22 protein-coding genes are annotated in these 25,122 nt (G+C 56.6%); 10 read left to right on the top strand and 12 right to left on the bottom strand.

All coding sequences use genetic code 11. From position 1 onward, the window contains the following. Nucleotides 1–38: 38 nt before the first annotated feature. Together N5W20_RS06635 and N5W20_RS06630 are read right to left on the bottom strand one after the other, a co-directional pair. The gene (locus N5W20_RS06635; RefSeq protein WP_319806376.1) at nucleotides 39–542 is read right to left on the bottom strand and encodes a hypothetical protein; all 504 of its coding nucleotides are present in this window, start codon (nucleotides 540–542) and stop codon (nucleotides 39–41) included. Nucleotides 543–1,220: 678 nt separating this feature from the next. After that, on the bottom strand, nucleotides 1,221–1,355 hold the full coding sequence (locus N5W20_RS06630) for a hypothetical protein (RefSeq protein WP_319806375.1): 135 nt from the start codon (nucleotides 1,353–1,355) through the stop codon (nucleotides 1,221–1,223). A 355-nt stretch (nucleotides 1,356–1,710) separates the two neighbouring features. Between N5W20_RS06630 and atpH the strand changes: the two genes are divergently transcribed. The 5 genes from atpH to atpC are packed head-to-tail and all read left to right on the top strand — an operon-like array spanning nucleotide 1,711 to nucleotide 6,651. Continuing rightward, complete coding sequence (gene atpH / locus N5W20_RS06625; protein ID WP_319806374.1) at nucleotides 1,711–2,298, top strand: ATP synthase F1 subunit delta; 588 nt, start codon at nucleotides 1,711–1,713, stop codon at nucleotides 2,296–2,298. Beyond that, the gene (gene atpA, locus N5W20_RS06620) at nucleotides 2,298–3,833 is read left to right on the top strand and encodes a F0F1 ATP synthase subunit alpha (protein ID WP_319806373.1); all 1,536 of its coding nucleotides are present in this window, start codon (nucleotides 2,298–2,300) and stop codon (nucleotides 3,831–3,833) included. The genes atpH and atpA overlap by 1 nt, the downstream gene beginning before the upstream one ends. A gap of 9 nt (nucleotides 3,834–3,842) precedes the next feature. Further along, nucleotides 3,843–4,739 (top strand): F0F1 ATP synthase subunit gamma, encoded by an 897-nt coding sequence (locus N5W20_RS06615; protein ID WP_319806372.1) that lies wholly within the window; start codon nucleotides 3,843–3,845, stop codon nucleotides 4,737–4,739. 26 nt (nucleotides 4,740–4,765) lie between these two features. Beyond that, a complete protein-coding gene (gene atpD, locus N5W20_RS06610) occupies nucleotides 4,766–6,229 on the top strand; it encodes a F0F1 ATP synthase subunit beta (protein WP_319806371.1) in 1,464 nt (487 codons plus the stop codon). Between the two features lie 2 nt (nucleotides 6,230–6,231). Further along, nucleotides 6,232–6,651: an ATP synthase F1 subunit epsilon gene (gene atpC / locus N5W20_RS06605; RefSeq protein ID WP_319806370.1), complete on the top strand. Its 420-nt coding sequence runs from the start codon at nucleotides 6,232–6,234 to the stop codon at nucleotides 6,649–6,651. Between the two features lie 130 nt (nucleotides 6,652–6,781). Here the strand turns inward: atpC and N5W20_RS06600 are convergent, their stop codons facing one another. Together N5W20_RS06600 and queF are read right to left on the bottom strand one after the other, a co-directional pair. Next, entirely contained in the window at nucleotides 6,782–8,023 is a 1,242-nt protein-coding gene (locus tag N5W20_RS06600) for a glycosyltransferase family 32 protein (protein WP_319806369.1), read from the bottom strand. Between the two features lie 268 nt (nucleotides 8,024–8,291). Then, nucleotides 8,292–8,792 (bottom strand): preQ(1) synthase, encoded by a 501-nt coding sequence (gene queF, locus N5W20_RS06595; protein ID WP_319807857.1) that lies wholly within the window; start codon nucleotides 8,790–8,792, stop codon nucleotides 8,292–8,294. Nucleotides 8,793–8,843: 51 nt separating this feature from the next. On the opposite strand from queF, the gene rnd reads away from it, so the two are divergent. Next, a complete protein-coding gene (gene rnd, locus N5W20_RS06590) occupies nucleotides 8,844–10,034 on the top strand; it encodes a ribonuclease D (protein WP_319807856.1) in 1,191 nt (396 codons plus the stop codon). 77 nt (nucleotides 10,035–10,111) lie between these two features. Then, on the top strand, nucleotides 10,112–10,834 hold the full coding sequence (locus N5W20_RS06585) for a GcrA family cell cycle regulator (RefSeq protein ID WP_408869442.1): 723 nt from the start codon (nucleotides 10,112–10,114) through the stop codon (nucleotides 10,832–10,834). A gap of 105 nt (nucleotides 10,835–10,939) precedes the next feature. On the opposite strand, the gene N5W20_RS06580 is transcribed toward N5W20_RS06585, so the two are convergent. Then, nucleotides 10,940–11,587: a bactofilin family protein gene (locus N5W20_RS06580; protein ID WP_319806367.1), complete on the bottom strand. Its 648-nt coding sequence runs from the start codon at nucleotides 11,585–11,587 to the stop codon at nucleotides 10,940–10,942. 307 nt (nucleotides 11,588–11,894) lie between these two features. Between N5W20_RS06580 and N5W20_RS06575 the strand changes: the two genes are divergently transcribed. The 3 genes from N5W20_RS06575 to N5W20_RS06565 all read left to right on the top strand — a co-directional run bounded on the left by N5W20_RS06575 (nucleotide 11,895) and on the right by N5W20_RS06565 (nucleotide 15,575). After that, nucleotides 11,895–12,869, top strand: a complete 975-nt coding sequence (locus N5W20_RS06575) for an adenosine kinase (RefSeq protein WP_319806366.1) — start codon at nucleotides 11,895–11,897, stop codon at nucleotides 12,867–12,869. Nucleotides 12,870–13,163: 294 nt separating this feature from the next. Further along, complete coding sequence (gene typA, locus N5W20_RS06570; RefSeq protein WP_319806365.1) at nucleotides 13,164–14,987, top strand: translational GTPase TypA; 1,824 nt, start codon at nucleotides 13,164–13,166, stop codon at nucleotides 14,985–14,987. 285 nt (nucleotides 14,988–15,272) lie between these two features. Beyond that, nucleotides 15,273–15,575: a hypothetical protein gene (locus N5W20_RS06565; RefSeq protein WP_319806364.1), complete on the top strand. Its 303-nt coding sequence runs from the start codon at nucleotides 15,273–15,275 to the stop codon at nucleotides 15,573–15,575. A gap of 183 nt (nucleotides 15,576–15,758) precedes the next feature. Here the strand turns inward: N5W20_RS06565 and N5W20_RS06560 are convergent, their stop codons facing one another. The 7 genes from N5W20_RS06560 to N5W20_RS06535 form a co-directional block, all read right to left on the bottom strand. Next, nucleotides 15,759–16,610, bottom strand: a complete 852-nt coding sequence (locus N5W20_RS06560) for a hypothetical protein (RefSeq protein ID WP_319806363.1) — start codon at nucleotides 16,608–16,610, stop codon at nucleotides 15,759–15,761. A gap of 146 nt (nucleotides 16,611–16,756) precedes the next feature. Then, nucleotides 16,757–16,948: a hypothetical protein gene (locus N5W20_RS09625; protein ID WP_408869392.1), complete on the bottom strand. Its 192-nt coding sequence runs from the start codon at nucleotides 16,946–16,948 to the stop codon at nucleotides 16,757–16,759. 175 nt (nucleotides 16,949–17,123) lie between these two features. Beyond that, nucleotides 17,124–17,888 carry a hypothetical protein gene (locus tag N5W20_RS06555; protein ID WP_319806362.1) on the bottom strand — a complete coding sequence of 255 codons (765 nt, stop codon included), beginning with the start codon at nucleotides 17,886–17,888 and terminating at the stop codon, nucleotides 17,124–17,126. 113 nt (nucleotides 17,889–18,001) lie between these two features. Beyond that, nucleotides 18,002–21,172 carry a Tox-REase-5 domain-containing protein gene (locus N5W20_RS06550; RefSeq protein ID WP_319806361.1) on the bottom strand — a complete coding sequence of 1,057 codons (3,171 nt, stop codon included), beginning with the start codon at nucleotides 21,170–21,172 and terminating at the stop codon, nucleotides 18,002–18,004. Nucleotides 21,173–21,570: 398 nt separating this feature from the next. Beyond that, complete coding sequence (locus N5W20_RS06545; protein WP_319806360.1) at nucleotides 21,571–22,830, bottom strand: D-amino acid dehydrogenase; 1,260 nt, start codon at nucleotides 22,828–22,830, stop codon at nucleotides 21,571–21,573. Further along, nucleotides 22,827–24,014 carry an alanine racemase gene (alr, locus tag N5W20_RS06540; RefSeq protein WP_319806359.1) on the bottom strand — a complete coding sequence of 396 codons (1,188 nt, stop codon included), beginning with the start codon at nucleotides 24,012–24,014 and terminating at the stop codon, nucleotides 22,827–22,829. Before alr ends, N5W20_RS06545 begins: the two co-directional genes overlap by 4 nt. Before the next feature lie 72 nt (nucleotides 24,015–24,086). Beyond that, nucleotides 24,087–25,109, bottom strand: coding sequence for an NAD(P)/FAD-dependent oxidoreductase (locus N5W20_RS06535; RefSeq protein WP_319806358.1), 1,023 nt, complete (start codon nucleotides 25,107–25,109; stop codon nucleotides 24,087–24,089). Nucleotides 25,110–25,122: the final 13 nt, after the last annotated feature.

Here is a 25,122-nt window from a genome sequence, read left to right as displayed (position 1 = left end):
GCTCATGATTCGCGCATGGTCGATCAGGCGATGAGAGGTCACATTATGCTCGGATTGAAACTGTCGCATCCCGGGATGAAAATCGGTGGGTAAACCCGCCGCGCATCGGACCGACGCGCCTGCTTGTCCCGATTTCCGTTCAGATAAGCGCTGCGATAGGCGTTGAGCGCGGCCCGGCACCGATTTTGCGCTGTGCGGCGTTGAAAATCCTGCGACATCAGGTTGGACCAGAAATTATTGAGTTGCGCCGTGTAATCCTCTGGTGAAAGCGAGCCGGCATCAACGTCTTTGGCCTTCTCCATACGGAAATTATCGTAAGCATAAAGATAAGTAAGCCAGGAGTCCGAAAAGGCCGCCGGGCCTTGTGAGAAGACCACATCATGCAGACATTGCGCGCCCGCAACAGTGCGGCCTTTCATCACCGGGTATTTCGCGGCACAGGCTGTTGATGACGCGTTGAAAGCGTCCTCCGCCGGGTTATCACACCCGGAGAGTGCGGCTGTGCCGAGCAATGTGATCAAAAACCGGGAGACGTATCTCATATGTTTTCCGCCATCAGGCAAAAAAGGCGCGCAGGCGGGAAGGTCGGACCCTTATCCCTGTTTCGGCACGTGAGCGACCTGGAGGCAAATCGGCAGGGAATCCACGGCTAAAATACGTTCTTGATCTCGTAAGGACCGATTATATCATGAATAAATCATTTACGAAATGATAACGTGGAACATCCGGATTAAAAAACCTCTCTTAGCCAAAAATTTTGATTCGCACCCTTGACCATTTAATTTTTTGGAAAGATATTCATCGTGTTCTCTTCCGCACTGTTAAAAAAAAACGTATATTAGATACAAACTATGGTGCTGAACAACGAGGGGTTTGCAGATGGCTGGCTGGTTCCAGCTCTGCGTTCGGAATACGTTTAAAGGAAAGAAGATCATGACCAAAGTATTGCTACGCTTGCTTTTATCCGCCTTTAACAAAACCTGCAAAGGGCTACCGCCAATCATTTTCCTAATCACCGTCAATGGCGGTCCGTCTCATGACTTCAATGATGGGCGTTGTTCGGCGGGCCCTATGCTGGCGGTTGAGATTGCGCGACCGCAGCAGCCCTTACGCCATCATATGACGGAAGTGAGGGAGGTTCGGTTGGACGTGACGTCGCTAATCCCAGACGATGTCTGACACCCTCCCTCCTATCTTAAGGCTGAGCCACCTTCGCGAGGTCAGAAAGCCAGGCGGTCTGCCGATATTGTGGAGCCCTCTTCCAGCGCGATGAGGCGCAATATAATAAGTGTGTGGGCCGCGCTCTTGAAGGGTGTTGGCCCGGCACCACGGCGAAGCTTTCCTCCGTCTCTCATCAGGAATTTCACGCGCCCCTTTTCAATAAACCGTTGATGCCAGCCTTCATCCGATAAAACGACTCCGCCGCTCGCCCGGGCGCGCCGCAAGGCTGACCGCCCAGCATCACTGCCGCGTAAACACGTGAACTGTGGTTTTGAAACATTTAATATCAAACATCGTCTGGGGCGTGCGCTCTGTCGGTTGCGTTCCTCCGATACCCTATGCTAGACGCCCCGTGACGACGGACGTTTTGACGTCGCGGTGCGTTGATTTTTTGGTTTTACGGGACGCGTCAGGCGGGCCTTTTACCGGGGCGGGCGTTATGGCGTGTCGGGTGTGCCTGTTACATGCTTGTTATTGGGACTGTCGAACGTGGCAAAACTCGAGACATCTTCTGAAATGCCTTCTGAGGCCGGTGTATCGAGCTCTCTTGCGCGCCGTTATGCGCGCGGTTTCTACAAATATGTTGAGGACAATGCCGACGCGTCAGACGCCTTTACACAGGTGACGCGTCTGGCCCGGGCCATCCGTCAAAGCACTGCGTTGCAGCAATTTCTTCGGGATAAAAGAATTCAGGTGACGGATTCGGTCAAGGCGGTTGAGGCACTTGCGCGTTCGCTGGAACTCGGGGACGCCGTGCGTCGGCTTGTCGGTGTTGTCGCGCAGAACCGACGTCTGCCCGCCCTCGCTGATATCCTCTCCGCAATTGAGGCGCTTGATCGCGCACGCCGTGGCGAAGTCACGGTCGAGGTGCGGACGGCCTCGAAACTGACCGACGCACAGCGCGACGCCTTGAGCGCGCGCCTGGCCGAAGCGGGGTATGGACGCCTCGCAATGGTCGAACATGTTGACCCCGCCCTCATCGGCGGCCTGGTCGTCAAAATCGGTCCAAAACTTTTTGACTCATCCATAAGCGGGCGTCTCACCCGCCTCCAGTTTGCCATGAAGGGAGCCGCGTGATGGATATCCGTCCCGCAGAGATTTCGGACATCCTCAAGCAGCAGATCGCCGCATTTGATGACGGTGCCAAAATATCCGAGACGGGCACTGTCCTCTCGATCGGTGACGGGATTGCCCGCGTCTTCGGGCTGGATAATGTCATGGCCGGGGAGATGGTGCATTTCCCGTCAACCGGCGATACGGGCATGGCGCTCAATCTTGAGCAGGATAATGTCGGCGTCGTTGTTTTTGGCGATGGTGACGGCATCCGGGAAGGCGACACCGTCACACGCGGAAATGCCGTTGTGGAAGTGCCAGTGGGGAAGGGCCTGCTGGGCCGCGTCGTGGATGCGCTGGGCAACCCGATTGACGGCAAGGGGCCGATCAAAGACGTTGAAATGCGCCGCGCGGAAGTCAAGGCGCCCGGCATTATGCCGCGTCAATCTGTCTGTGAGCCTGTCCAGACCGGGATCAAAGCCATTGATGCGCTGGTGCCGATCGGGCGTGGCCAGCGTGAGCTGGTGATTGGTGACCGCCAGACCGGCAAAACCGCCATCCTCGTCGACACCATCGTCGCGCAAAAGCCCGTCAATGCTGCGGGTGATGAAAAAGCGAAGCTTTACTGCATCTATGTGGCGATCGGGCAGAAACGCTCGACCGTGGCCAATCTCGTCCGCACCCTGACGGAGGAAGGCGCGATGGAATATTCCATCGTCGTGGCCGCGACCGCTTCCGACCCGGCGCCGATGCAATATCTCGCCCCTTACGCGGCCTGCGCCATGGGCGAGTATTTCCGTGATAACGGCATGCACGCGCTGATCTGCTATGATGACCTGTCCAAACAGGCCGTGGCATATCGCCAGATGTCGCTTCTTCTGCGCCGTCCGCCGGGGCGCGAGGCTTTCCCGGGTGATGTGTTCTATCTGCATTCCCGCCTGCTGGAGCGCGCGGCGAAAATGTCGGATGCGTGCGGTGGTGGTTCCCTGACCGCACTGCCAGTGATTGAGACCCAGGCGGGTGACGTTGCGGCCTACATCCCGACAAACGTGATTTCCATCACGGATGGGCAGATCTTCCTGGAGACGGATCTTTTTTATAAAGGCATCCGCCCGGCGGTGAATGTGGGTGGTTCCGTCTCCCGTGTCGGGTCCGCGGCACAGATCAAGGCGATGAAGCAGGTTGCAGGCAAGATCAAACTCGACCTGGCGCAATATCGCGAGATGGCGGCGTTCTCCCAATTCGCCTCGGATCTTGACCCCGCGACGCGCAAACAGCTTGAGCGTGGCGCACGCCTGACCGAGTTGCTGAAACAACCGCAGATTTCGCCTTTACCGGTCGAGGATCAGGTTGTTGTCCTTTATGCCGGGACGCGTGGCTATGTGGATGTCGTCCCTGTCGATAAAGTGGTCGAGTATGAAAAGGCCCTTCTGGCGGAAGTGCGCGGCCCGGGGCGCGCCATTCTGGATGCGATCCGCGCTGATAAACAGCTGAAGCCGGAAGTGGAGGAAAAGCTCAAGGCCTTGCTGGAAACTTTCAATAAGCGCTTTGCTGCGTAAGGACGGGTCATGGCCTCGCTGAAGGAACTGCGCGCCCGCATCACGGGCGTCAAATCACAGCGCAAAATTACGAGCGCCATGAAAATGGTCGCCGCCTCGAAGCTGCGCCGCTTTCAGACGCGTGCGGAGGCGTCACGCCCTTATGCGGAAGCGATGCGTCACATGATGGCGGAGCTTGTGGCCGCGACGCCCGCCAGTGAGACGGCCCCTATCCTGATGCGTGGGGGGCAGGGCAAGAAGCACCTTGTCATCATGTTGACAAGTGACCTTGGCCTTGCCGGGGGTTTCAATGCGCAGATCGGTCGTGCTGTCCGCAGCCTCGCAGGTCAGATTTCCCAAAATGGCGAAACCTTGATGTTGCTGCCTCTGGGTCGCAAGGGCGGCGATATTGCGCAGCGCGCTTTTCCGGCAGAGATCGTGGAGAAGCTGCCCGGCACAGGCGGGAAGGAAGTGCCGTTTGATGTCGCATCCCAATTGGGTGACCGCATTATTTCCATGCTGGAGAAGGGCGAAATCGATAAGGTTTCGGTCGTCTATAACCGCTTCGTCAATGCCATGACGCAAACCCCGGTGACGCTGCCCCTGGTCCCGCTTGCTGTCGATGAAGAAGCGCCCGAAGCCAGAAAGGATGCGCCTTCGGAAGCGGATAAGCCCCTTTACAGTTTTGAACCGGATGAGGAAAGCCTGCTTGAGCAGATCCTGCCGAGAAACCTCAAAGTGCAGCTTTATGCCGCCCTGCTTGAGAGTGCAGCGGGTGAGCAGGGGGCCCGCATGGCGGCGATGGATAATGCGACCCGCAATGCGGGCAAGGCGATTGACCGGCTTTCCCAACATTATAACCGCACCCGTCAAGCCAATATCACCCGTGAACTTATCGAGATTATCTCCGGCGCTGAAGCCGTCTGAGACTTTTACGCAGGAGCCTGTAAGCGATGTCAGATAACACCTCCACCGCCCCCGCATCGAACAGCAATGTCGTTGGCCGTGTGACGCAGATCCGTGGACCGGTTGTTGACGTGCAGTTTGACGGCCCCCTTCCGAGCATTCTGAATGCGCTGCATATAGAACTGGAGGGCCACCGTCTCGTCCTGGAAGTCGCGCAGGAAATCGGTGAGCGTGAAGTGCGTTGCATCGCGATGGACACGACGGATGGGCTTGTGCGCGGCACGGAAGTCAAAGATACGGGTGAGCAGATCAAAGTCCCGGTCGGCCCGGCAACGCTCGGACGCATCATGAATGTCGTCGGTGAGCCGATTGATGAGCGCGGCCCCATCAAAACCGACAAGCAATATATGATCCACCGCAAAGCCCCGAGTTTTGAGGAACAGGCGGCCGCCTCCGAAATCCTTGTGACCGGCATTAAAGTCGTCGATCTTCTCTGCCCTTACCTTAAAGGCGGCAAGATCGGCCTGTTTGGCGGCGCGGGCGTTGGTAAGACGGTTATCATCCAGGAGCTGATCAATAACATCGCCAAGGCCCATGGCGGCGTTTCCGTTTTTGCCGGGGTCGGTGAGCGCACGCGTGAAGGCAATGACCTGTATTTTGAAATGCAGGATGCCGGCGTTATCAAACTCGGGGAAAATGGCAGCACTGAGGGCTCTAAAGTTGCGCTCGTCTATGGCCAGATGAATGAGCCGCCCGGTGCCCGCGCGCGCATCGCCCTTTCCGGCCTGACACAGGCGGAGTATTTCCGCGATGAAGAGGGGCAAGATGTGCTTTTCTTCGTCGATAATATTTTCCGCTTCACGCAGGCCGGTTCTGAAGTCTCGGCGTTGCTGGGGCGTATCCCCTCAGCCGTGGGCTATCAGCCGACCCTTGCGACGGAAATGGGTGCCCTGCAGGAGCGCATCACATCCACTAAAAAAGGCTCCATCACCTCCGTGCAGGCTGTCTATGTCCCGGCCGATGACCTGACCGATCCGGCCCCAGCCGCGACCTTCGCCCATCTGGACGCCACGACGGTGCTTAATCGCGCGATTGCGGAAATGGGCATCTACCCCGCCGTGGATCCGCTCGATTCAACCTCCCGCTCTCTTGACCCGAAAATTGTTGGTGAAGAGCATTATCAGGTTGCGCGCGATGTGCAGCGTATCCTCCAAACCTATAAGGGTTTGCAGGATATTATTGCCATTCTCGGCATGGATGAGCTTTCAGAGGAAGATAAGCAGACGGTCGCGCGCGCACGTCGCATTCAACGTTTCCTTTCCCAGCCTTTCCATGTGGCTGAAGTCTTCACCGGCGCGCCGGGCAAGCTCGTCTCTCTCGAAGACACGGTGCGCAGCTTCAAAGCCATTGTGGCGGGCGAGTATGATCACCTGCCGGAAGGCGCCTTCTATATGGTCGGTTCGATCGATGAGGCCGTCGCCAAGGCTGAGAAAATGAAAGAATCCGCCTGATCATGCCTGTCCTGCTTGAAATCATCAGTCCTGAAAAAATCCTGTTTAGCGCCAACGTGGATATGGCGGTGATCCCCGGTGAGGAGGGCGATATCGCCGCCATGCCGGAGCGCGCCCCTCTGATGATTTCATTGCGGGGCGGGGTTCTGTCCTATTATCAGGGTGAGAAAGTGGCCGGCACTTTTTTCATCGCGGGTGGTTTCGCGGATATGAATGCCGAGAAATGCACGGTTCTGGCGGATGATGCTTATCCCGTCAGCGACATATCAACCCGCGACGCCTACACGGCGCTGGAGGGGCTGGAAGCCGCACTCGCCAATGTGACGGCTGAAAATGTCGTGGAGCAGGATCGCATCGCACGCCGTATCCAGATCGTCCGCGCTGAAATTGAGGCGGCGGAAGAAAAATCCCCGACTCATTGACCGTCGCGAGGCGAGGGTCTCACGCGCCTCCAGACTGATCCCTTGAAAAAAGCAGCTTCGCACGATCCCCGTCGCGCCGCGGTCGCGAATATGCGGTGCTACTCTTACGCTTTCAGCCTGCCACGCGCGATCAAATCGCGCGCCAGTTCGGTGTCTGAAATTTGTAAGGCGTATGAAATTCTTCGATCAGCTCATTGAATTTGGCTTGATCATGAATTTCGATGGATTGCTTGGGACGGTTTCCGTTCAGGCTTCGATAAGCAATCCGGTTAATCGCACGCGCATAAACGCCCGGGCCGGTTTTATAGGCAATAAACAGCCCCGAATGAAGATAGCAGTTTCTGTAAATGGAAAGGAGCGCGTCGGAGAGGACCTCGTTATTTGGGCAGGTTCCGAAGAAGTCATTATGCACGACATGACCTCTCGTCAGCAGAAATGTCGCGCTTTTTGTCCGGGTTGCCATAAAATCAAGCGTCGCCTGTTTGCCAAGCTTCAGGTCAGCATCAAGCCACCACCCGCCAAGCGCCTGCAGCAGGTGCAATCGCAGGAAATCAGCCGCCTCAGCCGGGTGGCGGGCATTGATGAAGATATTGCGCGCTTCGATGCCATAGTTATCATAGAGCCACTCCGTCGCCTCGGCGAAATCCATGATGCGGACTTCGAAGCCATTCAGCTTGCGATGGTAATCAAAGTTCTCCGCAATCTCCGGCGGTGGGTTTTCGTCCCAATACATGAAGATTCGGCGCGGAATACGCGTTGAGGGTGAATTGACATCCAATCTCACATCAAAGAGGCTTGGCTTTGCGCGTAGGGCAAATTCTAGCCAAAGCGTGTCCGCCTCCTCCCCTGTGTGAAACTCTTCGAAAGCATTGCCGATAGTTTTGAGCGCCTCAATTGCCGAGGCACCATTCCACCCTTTCTGAACGCCCTCAATGTACTGAGCATAAGGTATACTCAGGCTGCGCATTTCCTGCAGCTCTTCCGGCGGTACAGACTGGCCCGATTTCAGCAGGGTCAGTAGGCGTACCTGAAGAAGGGCTTGCGCACTCGGATATTGAGACGGTGACTTGGAGTGCAAGTCATAGGCGCGACGATAGATAATGGAAGCTTCCGCCACATTGCCATTCATGTGCAAAATATTGGCGAGATGGAAGCAATGATCCGTCGTCTCGGCCCCATGCTCTTGCAGATAGGCTTTGGCCTGCGGGTCAAATTCAAGAGGCAGTGTAAAAGCCTGCGCCTCCACCTGCGGTGCCTCCGCACGTTCCAGAATGGCAACATTCCCGCCAAGGGCTTCTACTCCCTGGATGTCAGGCGCGTTGCATTGATCTGCCGGAAGCGCCCTATCGGGCCCGTCTGACTGCTCGCTCATTCTGAAATTCACCCTCTCAAAACAGGTCCCTTAAATGGCCTGAGAATCATGAACATATAATTTTTGAAAAATTGCGCCGCATTCGCCCAAAGCAGAATTTTCGTAAAGCTGCCCAAATCTAAACGCAGGGTTAAATTATGCCACAATCTAAAGCCAACCAACTTAAAAATTTTTTCCACCGAGGTGAAATGGCTGGCAAAACCGCGATTACGTGATCAAATCATCGTTACTTTGAGAGGAACAGCGCGAGCGCGCATATCGAATCGGTTCAGCCGCGGCCGCGATAAGGTTTGACGTCCTGCGGGGGGAGCCACACATGGGATGGTGCCGGACCTGTCTGCCAGAAAACATCAATAGGAATGCCGCCGCGCGGATACCAGTAAGCACCGATGCGCAGCCATTTCGGCTTTAATCTTTCAACGATACGCTGCGCGATCGTCAGAGAGCAATCTTCGTGGAAAGCCCCGTGATTGCGGAAGCTTTGCAGAAACAGCTTGAGGGACTTGCTTTCAACAATCAGCGCGTCAGGGATGTAGTCGATCACGATATGCGCGAAGTCAGGCTGTCCGGTGATGGGGCAGAGCGATGTAAACTCAGGCGCGGTAAAACGAATGACGTAATCCTGACCACGATGCGGGGCAGCGACCGCCTCAAGATGCGCCTCTTCCGGGCTTTGCGGCGTGGGTGTTTTCTGCCCGAGTTGCGTCAGCCCGTCAGGCCCGTTATCACGTTGAGTCACAAATTTTTTCCTCTCGACCCGAAGGAGCATCGTTTGCAAAGAAAGCGCCCGGCCCCCAAGCCGCGTTATCCGGCACCCGAAATGATCACCACGAATGCGGCGCTGGAAAAACTCTGCACACGCCTTGCAAACGAGTCTTTCGTCACAATCGACACCGAATTTATGCGGGAAAAGACTTATTGGCCAGAATTATGTCTTGTGCAACTCGCCGGTGCGACGGATGTGGCCCTGATTGATGTCTGTGCCGAGGGGATGGATCTGGGACCGCTCGCCGCACTCCTTCAGGCGAAAGGTTGCATCAAGGTCTTCCATGCCGCCCGTCAGGATCTGGAAATTTTCCTGCATCTTTTCGGCGCTTTGCCAACACCGATTTACGATACGCAGGTCGCCGCAATGGTGGCCGGATACGGGGACCAGGTCGGTTACGACTCACTGGTGCAGGTCCTGACAGGGCGCAGCATTGATAAGGCGCATCGATTCAGTGATTGGTCCCTCCGCCCTCTGACGCCGGCGCAACGCGATTACGCCGCGGCGGATGTCACCTATCTGCGTGAAGTCTACGAAGCTTTGCGGGATGAACTTGCCGCAGCCGGACGACAGGATTGGGCGCAGGCCGAACTTGCCATATTGCAGGACCCCGCGACCTTCCAGCCTGACCCGGAAAAACAATGGGAGCGTCTGAAGCCCCGCACCCATAATCGGCGTATGCTGGGCCTCTTAAGAGAAGTCGCGGCCTGGCGGGAGCGTGAGGCGCAGAAGCTGAACATTCCCCGCCAACGCGTTATCCGGGATGAAAGTCTGCTTGAGATCGCCGCCACCCGCCCCACCGATGCGCAGGCTCTGGAACGTGTCCGCGGTGTGACGCGCGGGTTTGTGCAAAGTAAATCCGGCGAGGGGCTGCTTGCCGCAATTCACGAGGGGTGCGCACTGCCGGATGAGGCTTTGCCGCGCCTCCCCAAACGTCCGGACAATGCGCAGCCTTCCGCCGGTGTTGTCGCGCTGTTGCGGCTTTTACTGACCATCCAGTGTGAGGCGCACCGTGTCTCGCCGCGTCTGGTCGCAAATAATGACGATATTGATCGCATTGCTCTGGGCGCGCGCGACGTCAAAGCCCTGTCGGGGTGGCGTCACGAGGTGTTCGGGGCGGCGGCGCTCGCATTCCTCTCCGGCAGGCAGGCGATTTATATTGACGGGCAAAAAATCGCCTTCACGGAGCGCGGTGACCCCTCATCTCCTGAACGTCATGGCGGTCAACCGAAAAGCGCTACTTGACATCGCGTCAGGAAGTCTCATTTTGCGTAATCTCAACGAGATTTGGGTATAAACCGACAGTTGATGTCGGAGGAGTTCTGGTCGTGGAATGGACGAATGAAACAATTGCGCGCCTGCAGGAGCTATGGCAGCAGGGGCTCTCCACCGCTGAAATCGGGCGTCAACTGAACATCACTAAAAATGCGGTTGTCGGGAAAGCACATCGTTTGGGCCTGCCTCCGCGTCCATCACCGATTCGTTCAGGGGGGCGGCCTGCCAAATCTGCTACGGCATCCAAAGAAAAGCCCTCGAGATCCGCTGCGAAGGCGACACAACCGAAAAAGGTGAGCGCGCCGGCTGAGACGCCAGCTTCCGGCAAAAAACCGGTGAAAGCGTCGCCTCCGGCCCCGAAATCCGTATCGGCCACGCCTGTGGCGCCGAAGCAACCCGCGCCAGTGAGCACGAGACCCGCCCCCTCTGCGCCGGATGGGACGGCCTCCGCGCGAAGCGCTAAGGCAGCGCCGGCAAAAGCGCCATCCGCGCCATCCGTCACTGCGAAGGCCCCTGCCGCCACACCGCCTAAAGTGAGCGCGGCGGAGAAGGCGCTGACGGAAAAGGAGCTTAGGCCGCTTCTCAAACCCCTCAATGTCGATAGCGGCATCAAGCGCGGGCCATCCTGCTGCTGGCCCTTTGGTGATCCGGGAACGCCAGAATTCAGGTTCTGCGGGGCAAAGCCAGTCCCCGGCAAACCTTATTGCGCAGAACATTGCGCTGTCGCTTACGTCAAATTACGCGACAGGCGGGACAATTCCGGAAATTAGGCAGCTTATTGCGAGGCAATTAATTCCCCGACGACAATATTGCGACAAAAAAAGGGCAGGGCGCCACGGGGAAGCGCGACCTGCCCTTTTTATATTTAGAGTCGATCAGACGGCGGGTGATTTCTCACGATCTGCGACGGTGAACTTGGCCTTCTCAGCGCCGGGGCCTGCACTGTCAAGGATCATCTCCAGATGGCCGGAGATCTGACCACCTTCCTCAACCTGAAGACGCTTGCAGCGTGTTTTGCCGATCAGTCGTCCGGTGGCGCGGACGGTCAGATTGCCCTTCACGGTCAGGGTGCCGTCGATTTCACCGGCCAGTTCCGCGTCTTCAACCTCGACTTCACCACGCAGGACGCCGCCCTGCGCGACGTAAAGCTCCTTCGCCTGAAGCATGTTGGCCTCAACCGTGCCTTCAACGACAAGTCTCTCAGCATCCTGCACAGTGCCCTGCACCGAAATGCCGCGACCAACAACAAGGGTGCGACGCTCAGCCTTGTCACCTGATTGCTGCACGCCAAGCGTGCCGGGGATAGGGCGGGTCGTCGCATTTTGACCAGTGGGAGCGGCAAATGGGCTGCGGGACATGGATGAGGCTTCCTTCATAAGGGGTGGGGTAAAGGTGGGTGGCTTATTCACAGGCGCGACACGGTCCTGCGGCGGGGGGGTGGGCGCCTTGATTTCGGCTGCTCCGGTTTCCTTTTCGGGGGTCTCCTGTTTGTCCGTTGTTTCGGTCTTACGTTTTTTAAACATGCTCACCTCCTCAATATCGCATGTCGGGGTCGAAAAATCTCCACGAGGCGTCGGCAGTTTGACGGTTTAGTTTCGCGGCGCGGGCTACGTATATTGCAGGAGGGCGGCAGCGAACTCCCGAAATCATAATGTTAAAAAGTTGAGGCGGCTATGAGTTTCCTCATAACCACTCAAACTTTATTCATGACGGCGATGAAGGTCGGGTTAAGATCTGTCATTACTGGCATAATCCACAAAAATCTTTATGATGTCGTTACCATAATAAGGGGGGCGTCCCGGCTGCCCCTGTCAAGTCATTGGAGATCTCATGTCAAAAGCCGCCCTTGATCTGCTTTGTATCGGTAATGCCATCGTCGATATTCTCGCCCCTGTTTCTCCCGAGACATTGTCGCTTTTAGGTGCAACGCCGGGGGCGATGAGGCTCGTCGATGCGGAGGAAGCGGCGCATATTGAGTCGATGATCACGCCGAAAGAAGTCATGGGCGGTGGCTCCGCGGCAAATACGGCCGTCGTGGCGCATCGTATCGGTGCACGTGTTGGTTATCTCGGTAAGGTCGCCGCCGATGCGGCGGGGCGTCAATATATTGCGGAATTGCGGGGGCAGGGAATCAGCTTCCCCTCAGAACCCATCGAAAATGCGGCCATGCCTACGGCGCGTTGCATTGTCCTTGTCACGCCGGACGGGCAGCGAACGATGCATACTTATCTCGGCGTCAGCACTTTATTTAATCGTGACGATCTTGATGAGGCGTTCGTCACCTCGGCTTCCATTCTCTATATGGAGGGATATCTTTTCGATAAGGCCGAGGCGCAATCCGCTTTTCGGGAAGCGGCTTCCATGGCGCATAAAGCGGGGCGGAAGGTGGCATTGACGCTTTCCGACTCTTTCTGCGTCGACCGGCATCGCGCGGCGTTTCTGGAGCTGATCCGCCATCATATCGATATTGTCTTTGCCAATGAGGCAGAGATATGCGCGCTTTATGAGACGCAGGATTTTGACGAAGCCATCCGCCATGTTGCAGATGACGCCATGTTGGCGGTGATCACCCGGTCGGAGCAGGGCGCTGTCATTATTGAAGGAAAAAACGTGACCACCATCCCGACCCATCCCGTCAAACTCGTGGATTCCACCGGGGCGGGCGATGCATTTGCTGGCGGGTTCCTCGCATTCTACACGCGCGGGCGTGATCTGATTGCCTGTGCGCAGGCAGGCCATGCGGCGGCGGCCTCCGTCATTGCCCGCATAGGGGCGCGCCCGGATGCCGCGTTTGCGTTGGCCTGAAACGCGCCGGAGGCGGGAACGCACCCTCAACCGGGCCGTTAGGTTGATGCCCATGGGGTGGGCCCCGCCTGGCGCGTGAAAATTCCGCGCTTTTGCGGCTTTCATTTGCTTTCAAAGGCAAAATTGTGCAGAAGACAGGCAGATTGTCCTGCCCAATGCGGTCTGCGCCGTGCCCCGTGCCTCGACCCTGAGCGTAAGCTCAAAGCCGAAGCCGGGCACATTGTACTCGCAAGGTGCGGGCGCGCCCTTATCATTTCCGCCTGACATCGGGCCGGATCATTTTCGGAATCTCTTATGGACATTCGCAACATCGCGATCATCGCCCATGTTGACCATGGCAAGACGACACTCGTTGACCAGCTGCTGAAACAATCCGGTTCTTTCCGAGAAAATCAGCACGTTGCCGAGCGGGCTATGGATAGTAACGATCTGGAGCGTGAGCGCGGCATCACCATCCTGGCCAAATGCACATCTGTCGTCTGGCAGGATACGCGCATCAATATCATTGACACGCCGGGCCACGCTGATTTCGGCGGTGAGGTTGAGCGCATTCTGAGCATGGTGGATGGCGCCATCATCCTTGTCGATGCGGCGGAAGGTGCGCTTCCACAGACGAAATTCGTGCTGGGCAAGGCCTTGGCCCGTGGCCTGCGTCCCATCGTTGTCGTCAATAAAATTGACCGCAGCGATGCGCGTCCCGATGAGGTGCATGAGGAAATCTTCGATCTGTTCGCGGCGCTGGGCGCGGATGAACATCAGTTGGATTTCCCGATGCTATATGCCTCCGGGCGTCAGGGCTGGGCGGATGACGTCATGGACGGGCCGCGCAAGGATCTTTCACCGCTTTTTGACCTCGTGCTGCGCCATGTCCCGTCCCCGGGCCTCGATAAGGAAGCGCCGTTCGGTATGGTCGCGACAATCCTTGAGAGCGATAACTTCCTCGGACGCATCCTGACAGGACGGATTGAGCAGGGCCGCGCGCGTATGAATATGCCGGTCCGGGTGCTGCGTCCGGATGGCAAGGTGATCGAATCAGGGCGTCTGACGAAGCTCCTCTCCTTCCGCGGGTTGGAGCGCGTGCCGGTTGATGAGGCGGAAGCCGGTGACATCATCGCGGTTGCTGGATTGTCCGAGGCGACCATTCCCGATACGATTGCCGACCCCGCATTGGAGAGCCCGCTTCCCTCCACACCGGTTGATCCGCCGACCCTCTCCATGACCTTCCGGATCAATGACGGCCCGCTTGGCGGACGTGAAGGCAAAAAAGTCACCTCGCGCCAGATCCGTGACCGTCTCTTCAAGGAGACGGAAGGAAACGTCGCCATCAAAGTGACGGAAAGTCCTGAAAGTGAGGCGTTTGAAGTCGCCGGGCGCGGGGAGCTTCAGCTTGGCGTGTTGATTGAGACGATGCGGCGTGAAGGGTTTGAACTCACAATCGGCCGCCCACGCGTCCTTTACCGCACCAATGAGGAAACGGGTGAGCGGGAGGAACCTTTTGAGGAGGTTCTGGTGGATGTGGATGAGCCTTATTCCGGCGTCGTGGTTGAAAAGATGTCGCTGCGCAAAGGCGTCATGCAGGATATGCGGCCTTCCGGCGGTGGGAAACAACGCTTGACCTTCCTCATCCCTTCGCGCGGGTTGATTGGCTATCATGGCGAATTCCTGACCGATACGCGTGGCACGGGCATCATGAACCGCCTTTTTGCCGGTTATCGTCCCCATGCAGGCAATATTGAAGGGCGCCGGAATGGCTCTCTGATTTCCGCCGAGGATGGTGCGACAACAGCTTATGCGCTTTTCTCACTTCAGGATCGTGGCACGCTGTTTGTTGAGGCAGGAGAGAAGATCTATCTGGGAATGGTCCTCGGTGAGCATTCCCGTGAGAACGATCTTGAAGTCAATGCTGTCCGGGAAAAGAAGCTGACGAACATCCGCGCGGCTGGCAAGGATGATGCGCTGCTTCTGACCCCGCCGCGTCGCATGAGCCTTGAACAGGCGATCGCCTATATTGAGGATGACGAGCTTGTTGAGGTCACGCCCTCCGCCATACGCTTGCGGAAGCGCTATCTTGACCCGCATGAGCGTAAAAGAATAGCGAAGTCAACATCGTCAAATTAAGGTATCGGAAAGTCTTGAGCCTGAGAACCCCCGCTGAAAGGCGGGGGTTTTTTTGTCTTTCTGTTAGAATCTCTGATAGTTATGTCCCGCTTGACCCACGGCTTACAAAGAAAGATGTTCAAATCGTGGCAAAACGTTTGCAAAACGATGACATGGGCGAGATTTAATTTAATTTTGTAGCTTACGACTTATTTTCTTCCCTGCTAGCGTCACCTCACTCACCGGGCTCCGGTGCGTTGTCATGGCCGGTCATGTGACCGGACTCGTTTCAACAAGGAGGTCAACATGACCGTTTTTAATCGACGTTTTCTGACCATCATGTCGGCATGCGCCATGATGGGCGCGCCGGCTTTCGCTTTCGCGCAGGTCACCACCGATGCACCGGCCCAGCCGGCAGCCAGCATGTCGGCAGCCCCGGCATCGGCAGCGCCAGCCACGGACATCGCAGGTGAGCAAGGCGCGAAAAACGCGCCATCCTGTGAAAAAGATATGGGTAAGCACTGCAAGGCGATGGGCCATAAGCACAAGAAATGTGGAAACCGCCATCGACACCATGTGAAAAAAACGGCGCCGTCAGCCGCCCAGTAAAAGCTGCGAAACGCGATGCATAAGGACGGGGCCGCGCGGGCCCCGTTTTTTTGTGCACTGTGTGTGGGGGGCGGCGAGATGGATGCCGGTTGAGGTCAGGCGCAGTCAAGACATGAAAGTGGCGCACGCCGTTTGGTCGGGTCGCTGCGCCTTATGGGTGATGAGGCGGTTGCGCCGATGACCTCAATCTTTTGGCGTGCGCTCCCAGCGCTCTGGCTCACCCTGTAGAACGCTGGAGCCGTCGCACCCCCAATCGGCGCGATTGATGCCATGTTCGAGCGACTTGATGCCTGCATCCAAAAGTTTACATCGAATGGCGTGGAGGCGCGCGACGATTTCGGGGCGTTCGGCATTGGCGATGTCATCAGTGAGTCGAAGGAGGAGCCCATCGCCATAGGGTTGCATGTCGGGTTCGTCCTTGAGGACGTCAATAACGGCGGGGTTGCCAAAATAGGTGATGGGGCCGATGATCGGGCCGCCTTTCATGTAGACATCATATTTGGCCTCTAAATCATTCTCTATACAAGCGAGTACCAATCTCTCAGTCGTATAGGTGAGGTCCACGCAATAAACGACGGACTCCTTCAAAACCTCGATGACGTGGCCGATCATTCCGGTAGCAACCCAAGGTGCATTGATCCCGCCTGGCTTGAAGTCATAGCATGAGAAGGCGAACTCTCTCAGAGCGCCGATCCCTTCAGAATAAGCAGGAGAGCCCATCGATAGTGAGCAGCGATCACGAGATTTTTTGATGCCGTATCCGTCGCTACATGAAAGCCTGAAACCGGTCGACGAATAGGAGACAGGCAGAAGGTCGTTTACGTCAGGGTTGCCGACATTTCGAAAACCATCTTTTCTATAATCGGAGAGAGCGAGTTTCAGCATCTCTTCAAAGTTTGAAAAATCCTTCTCGACCTTCAAATTGCCGTGGCGACGTGTCGTGCCATTTACAGAAAATGGCAATTGCCACGGGGTTTCTTCATGAAATCGCTGCAAAAATGCGCGACCCCATTGAATATGCTCCTGCATCGACAAAATTTTGTCGACACCTCTTGAGTGTATCAACAGACAATTAGATCTCATGGCTGAACTCGGATTGTTACATTGTTTTCACCAGCGTTGTAACGCTCTCTGATAAAAGTCTGCAAAATTCGTTCTTGCGCGTCGTTGTTCGGCACGATCTACTCGATTGCCTTTCCTTTTGCCGCTTCGACTTGAGATCTGATCTGAGTCATCACGGAATCTCGACTGAAATCCTTATCCGGCAAAGGCCAATTACGGTAATATTTCGCATCCTGCAAAACATCGCGCTCGGCGTCATAGCCGTCAAATTTAACGTAGGTCCCATCCCCCTTCGGCACACGATACGCCATTCCCTGCGGTGTGCCGGTGACGCGTTCCTGATAGGCGGCGGGGTCGGAGGCTCAGGCGTCGTGTGGATTTGCACGATCTGGCTGAAAAACAGGTGGGCCGCTTACGCAGACGGGGGCTAGGGGCCCGGTAGCCGTGCCTAGCGCGCCGTGCGATGCCTCAATCCTTCGTTCTTAGTTATTGAAATTCGGGCTCACCCTGCAGAACGCTGGAGCCGTCGCACCCCCAATCGGCGCGATTAATGCCCTGCTCAAGCGACTTGATGCCCGCATCCTGTAGTTTGCGGCGGATAGCGTGGAGGCGCGCGACGATTTCGGGGCGTTCGGCATTCGCGATGTCGTCAGTGAGTCGAAGGAGAAGCCCGTTGCCATAGGGTTGCATGTCGGGTTCATGTTTGAGGACGTCAATGATGGCGGCTTTTCCAAAATAGGTGATGGGGCCGATGATCGGGCCGCCCTCATTCGACAGCGTTTCGCCTGACAGCGATTTACCTGTGCGGCAACTCCGATAGATGACGCTGGTGGCAATCAGGAAGGAAACGCAGGAAATAAATGATTTCGTGAAGAGAGAGGTGACGCGTTCAATTGCTTTTTTTTCGAGCCAAGCCGCATTAACTTCTCCAGCCCCATAAAAATCGCAGGAAAAAGCGAGACCGCGCAGTTCGCTGACGCCTTCCGTGTAAGCTGGTGAGAGGATTGTTATTGCGCAACGTTCTTTGGACTTTTTAACGCCGTAACCATCAATGTAACTTAAGTTGAATCCGATAGTCGAATATGAATCGGGCAAGAGCGCGTAGACACCCGGCTTGCCCACATTGCGAAATCCGCCTTTCTTGTAATCAGATTGCGCGAGTTTCGACATTTCCTCAAAATTGGAAAAATCCTCCTCAATCTTCAAATTGCCGTGTCGGGCGGTCGTTCCGCAAACGGAGAAAGGTGACATCCACGGCGTCTCTTTACAGAGACGCCTGAGGAATGCTTGATTCCATTCGATGCTTTCCTGAGCCGTCAGGATTTTGTCAACGCCTCCAGCTTGGATAAGAAGTGAATTTTTCATTAGGGCACAACCCTCACACTGAAATTATTTTTGTCCAAATCGAAACGGGCCCCGTCGAGTATTTCCAAGATCCGATCCGCGGCATCCTGGCTCGGCACAATCCACTCGATCGCTCTACCTTTCGCCGCATCGACTTGAGATCGTATCTGAGTCATGACAGAATCACGGCTGAACTCCTTATCCGGCAACGGCCAGTTACGGTAATATTTCGCATCCTGCAAAACATCGCGCTCCGCATCGTAACCGTCAAATTTGACAAACTCATTATTACCTTTCGGCACACGATACGCCATTCCCTGCGGTGTGCCAGTGACGCGTTCCTGATAGGCGGCGGCTTCCTCGCCGAAACTTTCATTTGCTTTCACATAAGTCCCGGGCCCGCCGTCACTTTGGCCAAGCTTCGGGAATTTGTCGAGGTTCTTATCATCATCATCAGGCGGGCCACCGCCATTATCTGAAGAGTCGGAGCCACCATTTCCCCCCGGGGGCGCCGCGACAGGGTCGTCCGGGAGGGCGTTCGCCATGATGAGCAGGGTTTGGAGTTCCTCCTCCGTCGCGCCCGTGAGTTCCTTGAGATAAGGGAGGCGCTCACTGATCGGGAGGGAGGAGATATGCGCGACAAGATCGTCATCATCGGTCTGAAAGTAGGCGTCGAGATATTTTCGCAACGTCACAACGGAAGGTGACGGGTAATAATCGGTCGCGCCGTCCTGGGTCGGTTCCTTCAGGGTGATTTTCGGCTGATGAGACGTATTGCTGGATATCGTATCCGAAATCAGCTCCATGCCCTCACGCATGATGGAGGCGGCGAGATATTTAGCGAGTGTGCCTGGGATCCATCTTGCTAACGAAGCTGCGACGATATTTTCGAAAATAATCTCTTTATTAGCTACTGCATATTGCAGCGTTTTAGCGAAAACCTCGCGCCCGACCTCTATGGTCTCACGGTATGTGTCACCAAGGCCCGCAACAGCGTCATCATAAAGTTTGTACAGACGATTCGCTGTTTCAGGAGAATAGGCGAGTTTAATCCTGACGTAATCGAGGCCCCACCCGCCTCCCAGATAATACCGCGCTTGTTTGAGCTGCGCTTCTGTCGGCGCTGTGCCATTCACCTCCTCACTGATCGTTGTGATGGCGCGCGTTGACTCGGCGTTTTGGGCCTCAATCGTGCGATAATCCTTGAGGGAATAACCATTGCTGATCTGCTCGGCGGCCCAGTCAATATCGGCTTGAGACGGGTCATGCGCGTGGATGTTTTTATAGGCGTTCGCGTAACCCGCACGCGCGGCGGGGCTGTTCGCCTCGTCCTTCCAATATTGCTGCCAGGATGCGCCATCGGCGATTTTCTGCGCGATGGCGTCAATGTCGGCAGAAGATGCACTGCTCGTGTAAATCTGCTGGTAGGATCGTTGGATTCTTGCCACCACATCGGCACTGCGCGTCTCCTCCAATCGATATTGCCGCCAGGATGTGTCCGTACCGATGCGCTTTGCGGCGTCATCAATGTCGGCGGCCGTCGCGTCGCGCCCGTGAATATCTTTAAAGAGTTCTGCGTAATTGCCGCGCGCATAATCGCCATGCGCCTCATCCCAGCGATATTGCTGCATGGACGTGTCCGTGCCCATGCGCTTTGCGGCGAAGTCCAGATCAGATTGCGCCGGGTCACGCCCGTGAATCTCCTTGAAGAGTTTTGCGTAATTCTCACGCGCATAATCGCCATGCGCCTCATCCCAGCGATATTGATCCACGGACGTATCTGTGCCGATGCGCTTCGCGGCGAAATCCAGATCAGATTGCGCCGGGTCCCGTCCATGAACGCTTCTGAAAACAGCCTTATATTCCCGTCCAAGAGCTTCATCATTATGGGCTTCGTCCCAGCGATATTGCTCAAGGGAGGCACCGTTGCCGATTTTCTGCGCCGCGAAGTCGATATCGACCTGATGCGCATCATGCCCGTGAACGGTTCTGAAAACCGCCTTATATTCCCGCCCGAGTGCTTCATCATTATGGGCCTCATCCCAGCGATATTGCTGGAGAGACGCGCCATAACCGATTTTCTGAGCGGCGAAATCAAGATCGACCTGCTGCGCTTCACGTCCATGGACGCTTTTAAAGACAGCCTTATATTCCCGCCCAAGTGCCTCATCATTATGGGCCTCGTCCCAGCGATATTGCTGGAGGGACGCGCCATGGCCAATTTTTTGAGCCGCGAAATCAACGTCCACCTGGGCTGCGTCATGTCCATGGACATCGCGGAAAACGCCGCGATAAATATCGAAAGCCGTTACAGTGTGCGACTGGTCCCATCGATATTGTTCAATCGTCCATCCATTGCCGACCTGCTGGGCGGCCCAGTTCAGATCAACATCTGACGCGTTGCGACCGAAGACATCGCGGAAGATATTGCCGTAAGTGGCCATCGCATCGGGTGAATGCGCGTCGTTCCAACGCATCTCTGCGGGGGAAGGCAGCCTGACGGGCGGGGGATAAAAGCCCGGCATGACGGGGTTGATCGGTCCGATGCTGATATTCCATCCGCCATCGCCGCCACCTGTTGTCCACCCTCCGCCCGGCGCCACTTCCCAAATCGGCCCGAGGTCCATACTGTAAGAGGACAGCTTCAATGGCTGGGATTGCAGGTCAGACGCGTCATTGAGCGTGATCAATGATGCGTGATCGGCGGCGGGTGCGTGATCTGGCGCTGTGACAGGTTTTGTTACCGGCTGCATTGAAGCCGTGTCACCTGTCAGGAAGGTAAGCGCCGTTGAAGCCGGCTTCATGAGCGAGGCTGCGAAGTTGGCGGTCAGGGCGCTGTTCACCAGTAATTCCGACGCGCCCCGGCCCGCATTGGCCAGAGATGACATTACCGGATGGTCGGACGTCGGGGATTGCGCTGACGCAAGGTGGGTCGCGGCCAGCAGCGTTTCGGAGCCTGTCACGTGCCGAAAATATTCCGCCGTCTGCTGGTGTGCCGCAATAACGTCCAGCACGGGTGTGCCGCTCTTTGTAGCAGGCAGGGCGTCATGCCGCATCCCGGCGTCTGGCGGATCAACCGGGGCGGATGTCGCGCGGAAATCCGTCACGGCCTGCGGGAGTGGCGAAGCGGTTGATGGCTCATCAAAATGGGGATGCGCGGACTGGGATAGGGGCGGCAGCAAATTATCCATGGGCATCCTGCTTCGTTAAATTGATTGTTAAATTATTTTAATCCCATGGCGACCATTCAAATCAATATAAAAATGGAATCGATTCGGTAAAACCTGAAACGATGTCTTTTTTCGACAACTATTATCCTGAACAATAATCGCATAAACGATAACAATATCCTCAAATGCGACATAAATTTAATTTATACGCAATGATAGAATGCGATTACCGCTCAAAACGATATGGAGTGCTTTTCACGCGAAATGATGCGCCCTCAAAGCCCGGCTGATCCGGGATAAGGCGCCGCGCGGCGTGCTTCCGCCTTTTTAAAAGCGGAAGCGTCGCACGACCCGCCAGCGCGCACCCGCGTCGTCACGCGCGTTTCAGCAAGCGCCGGATGGGAAAGGTGGTTATGCGATCAGGCTGAATATCGATCGATCGAGAGATCAAGGGCAGGAATCTCCGTTTTCTTCCCGCTGATTCGATGCGCCAGTAATTGGCCGGAGCCACATGCCATTGTCCACCCTAAAGTGCCGTGGCCGGCATTAAGCCACAAGTTGCGGTAGCGCCCTGCGGGTCCGATAATGGGTGTTCCATCCGGCGTGCAGGGGCGCAGGCCCGTCCAGTATGTCGCCTGGCGTAAATCAGCCCCACCGAAAAGTTCGGAAAAAGAACGCTCAAGCGTCGCCCGGCGATCTGCTGAAAGCTGCGTCCTGTAACCTGTCAGTTCCGCCGTGCCGCCGATCCGCACGCGCTGATCAAACCGCGTGATCGCGACCTTGAAGGTCTCATCATTGACCGTCGCCGTTGGCACACATGTCGGGTCGGTTATGGGCGCTGTCAGGGAGTAGCCCTTGACCGGATAGACCGGCATTTCGATGTTGAGCGGCCTGAGGAAGCGTGGCGCGTAGCTTCCCATAGCCAGAACATATGCATCTGCCGTCAGACGCCCTTCAGAGGTGCGCACGCCATATATCGCGTCAGAGGCGGCGTCGAGCGCATCAATCTGCACACGGAACCGGAATTTGACGCCGCGCGCCGCCGCTTTTTCCGCAAGGTGTTTCGTGAAAAGAAAGGAGTCGCCGCTTTCATCACCCGGCAGGCGCAACCCGCCCATCAGGCGTGCGCGCGCGCCCGCAAGCCCGGGCTCATGGGTCAGAATCTCCTGCGTTGACAGAAAATCATGGGGCACGCCATTTTCTGCAAGAAGCCGTATATCCTCCTGCGCATGATCAATCTGCGCCTGCGTGCGGAAGAGTTGGATCAACCCCTTCTGGCGACCCTCATATTGGATGCCCGTCTTCTCACGCAGTTTTATAAGGCAGTCGCGACTATATTCCGCGATGCGCAACATCCGGCCTTTATTAATGTCGTAAGCGTGATGCGTGCAGTTTCCCAGGACCTGCGTCATAAAGCGCAGACCCATGGGCGTCAGCGCGCCCGGGCGGATGACAAGCGGACTTTCCTTCTGCAGAAGCCAGCGCGCGGCCTTTAAAGGCAAACCGGGCATGGCCCAGGGTGTCGAATAACCGGGAGAAATCTGCCCTGCATTGCCGAAAGATGTTTCCATCGCGACACCGGGCTGGCGGTCAATAATGGTGACGTCGTGACCCTCCTCAGCCAGATACCATGCTGTTGTCACGCCGACCACACCGGCGCCGAGAATAAGAATTTTCATGAAGGGTCCTCATGATAAACGCGGAAATGCCGCGCGCCCAATGATGTCAGCACCTCATAGCCAATCGTTGAGAGGGCGGTAGCGACGTCATCCAGAGGGCGATGCGGGCCAATCATTTCGAACAGGGTATTTTCCGCAAGATCAGTTATCGGCAGATCCGTGATATCGATGGCCATGCTGTCCATCGATATGCGGCCAATACAGGGGAGGGCAATGTCAGGAAAGGCAGGATGCACGACGGAAATTTTACCGCCGGCACTGCGTAACAGCCCGTCCGCATAGCCGATGGCGAGCGTCGCGATCCGGCTTACACGCGGGGCGCGAAAGGTGCTTCCATAGCCCACCTCCGCGCCTTCCGGCACGGTCCGCGCCTGGATCATACGGGCGTAAAGGGCGATCACTGGCTCCATCGGGTTCGGGCGGCCCGGCGTCGGGTTGCCGCCATAAAGGGCGTAGCCAGGGCGTACCACGTCGCGATGAAAGCGCTTTCCAAGAAAAATGCCGCTCGAAGCGGCAATGGAGGAGGGACCGGGCGGGAGGCAGGCCAGGATGGCCTCAAACGCGGCCAGTTGGGCGGCATTGCGCGGGTCGGATGCGGCATCGGCATTGGCGAGATGGCTCATCGTGAAAGCGATGGAAACCCTGTCTAAGAGTTCGGGCTCCCGCGCGAGACGCTGCGCCTCCGCAAGCGACATGCCGTAGCGTGACATGCCGGTATCGAACTGCAGCACGCATTGTGGCGCATCGTCATGCGCCGCAAGCACGCTCTTCCAACGTGTCAGTTGGGTGAGGCTGTTAATGATCGGGCTGATGCGGGCCGCCGCCAGGGCTGCATCACCATCCGTGAAAGGCCCGTTAAGGAGGTGAATAGTGACGTCTTGACCGCTTTGACCGTCCGCGCAGCGATCCATGATGGCGCGTAATTCAAGCGCTTCATCGCGTGTTGCGACAAAGAAACGTCGGCATCCGGCCGCGTAAAGGACAGGCGCGACCTGCGCGACACCGAGTCCGTAAGCATTGGCCTTGACAGCAGCGGCGACATCGACTGAAGGGCCGACTTCCCTGACCAGACGCTGATAATTCTCACCAATGGCGTAGAGATTGATCGTTAATAGGCCACCATTATCGGGCGCGGAGAGGGCCATTGCAGGGTCATATTGTTTTGGCGGGTCCGCGTGCTTCATATCGATACCGTAGCAAAACCAGATTTTACTGTTAAGTCTTAAAGGTGTCAGCGCCCGCCTGATGTCGCTTCATCACCCCGGTTGAGGCACGCCTTTACTGGTCGAATACTCAAAATGCAACGCCGTCTCAGGATAAATAATAGGATAAATGGCGTGCGCGGCCATTGCACCCTCACTGAAGCCCTGCAAAATCAGCTTGAGTTTGCCGGGATAACTGGCGACATCGCCGATCGCAAAAATGCCGGGTTGGCTTGTCTCCATGGTGACGGGCATGACGGGCAACGTGTTCCGCGTCACAGCGAGATTCCAGCCCAAAATCGGGCCGAGATCTGTCGAGAGGCCGTAAAAAGGCAAAAGATGCGTCGCAGCAAGGCGGCGGGTTTTTCCCTCAAGGTCAATCACCTCCACTTCCGCCAGTGTCCCATCCTCGCCATGAAGCGCATGGAGCTGATAGGGAACGATTTTTTCAACCTTCCCGGAGGCGATGCAGGACTCGACCCGCGCCAGCGTTTCCGGCGCGCCACGAAACCGGTCGCGACGATGGACAAGATGGATTTTCCGGCAGATATCGGAAAGTTCAACCACCCAGTCCAACGCCGAATCGCCACCACCGGCAATCACAATATCTTTATCGGTGAAATCGGATTTGCGGCGCACATAATAACGCACGGCGCCGCTCTTCTCAAAATCGCCGAGCGCGTCCAGAGGCGGGCGGTTCGGGCCGAAAGCGCCCGCACCGGCGGCGATGATAATCGCCTTGGCGTGGATCTGCGCGCCTTTATCCGTGCCAAGGCGGAATGCACCGCGATAGCCGCTGAGTGTCGTCACCTGATGTCCTAAAAGGCGCGGCACATTAAATGGTGCAATCTGCGCCTCAAGGGCTTCAACCAAGGCACCGCCCGTGATGGCGGGGTGCGCGGGGATGTCGTAAATCGGTTTTTCCGGATAGAGCGCCGCACATTGTCCGCCTACCTCATCCAACGTATCGATCAGCAGCGTTTTCAGGTGCAACATGCTGCATTCAAACGCCGCGAAGAGGGCTGTCGGCCCGGCCCCGATAATCGCTACGTCAGTCTCCAATGGTGTTTGCGGCATGTTTGTCACCTAT

It is taken from the genome of Candidatus Kirkpatrickella diaphorinae (genome assembly GCF_025736875.1).
Taxonomy (GTDB): Bacteria; Pseudomonadota; Alphaproteobacteria; order Acetobacterales; family Acetobacteraceae; genus Sorlinia; species Sorlinia diaphorinae.
This window is presented reverse-complemented; position numbering and strand designations above follow the sequence as displayed.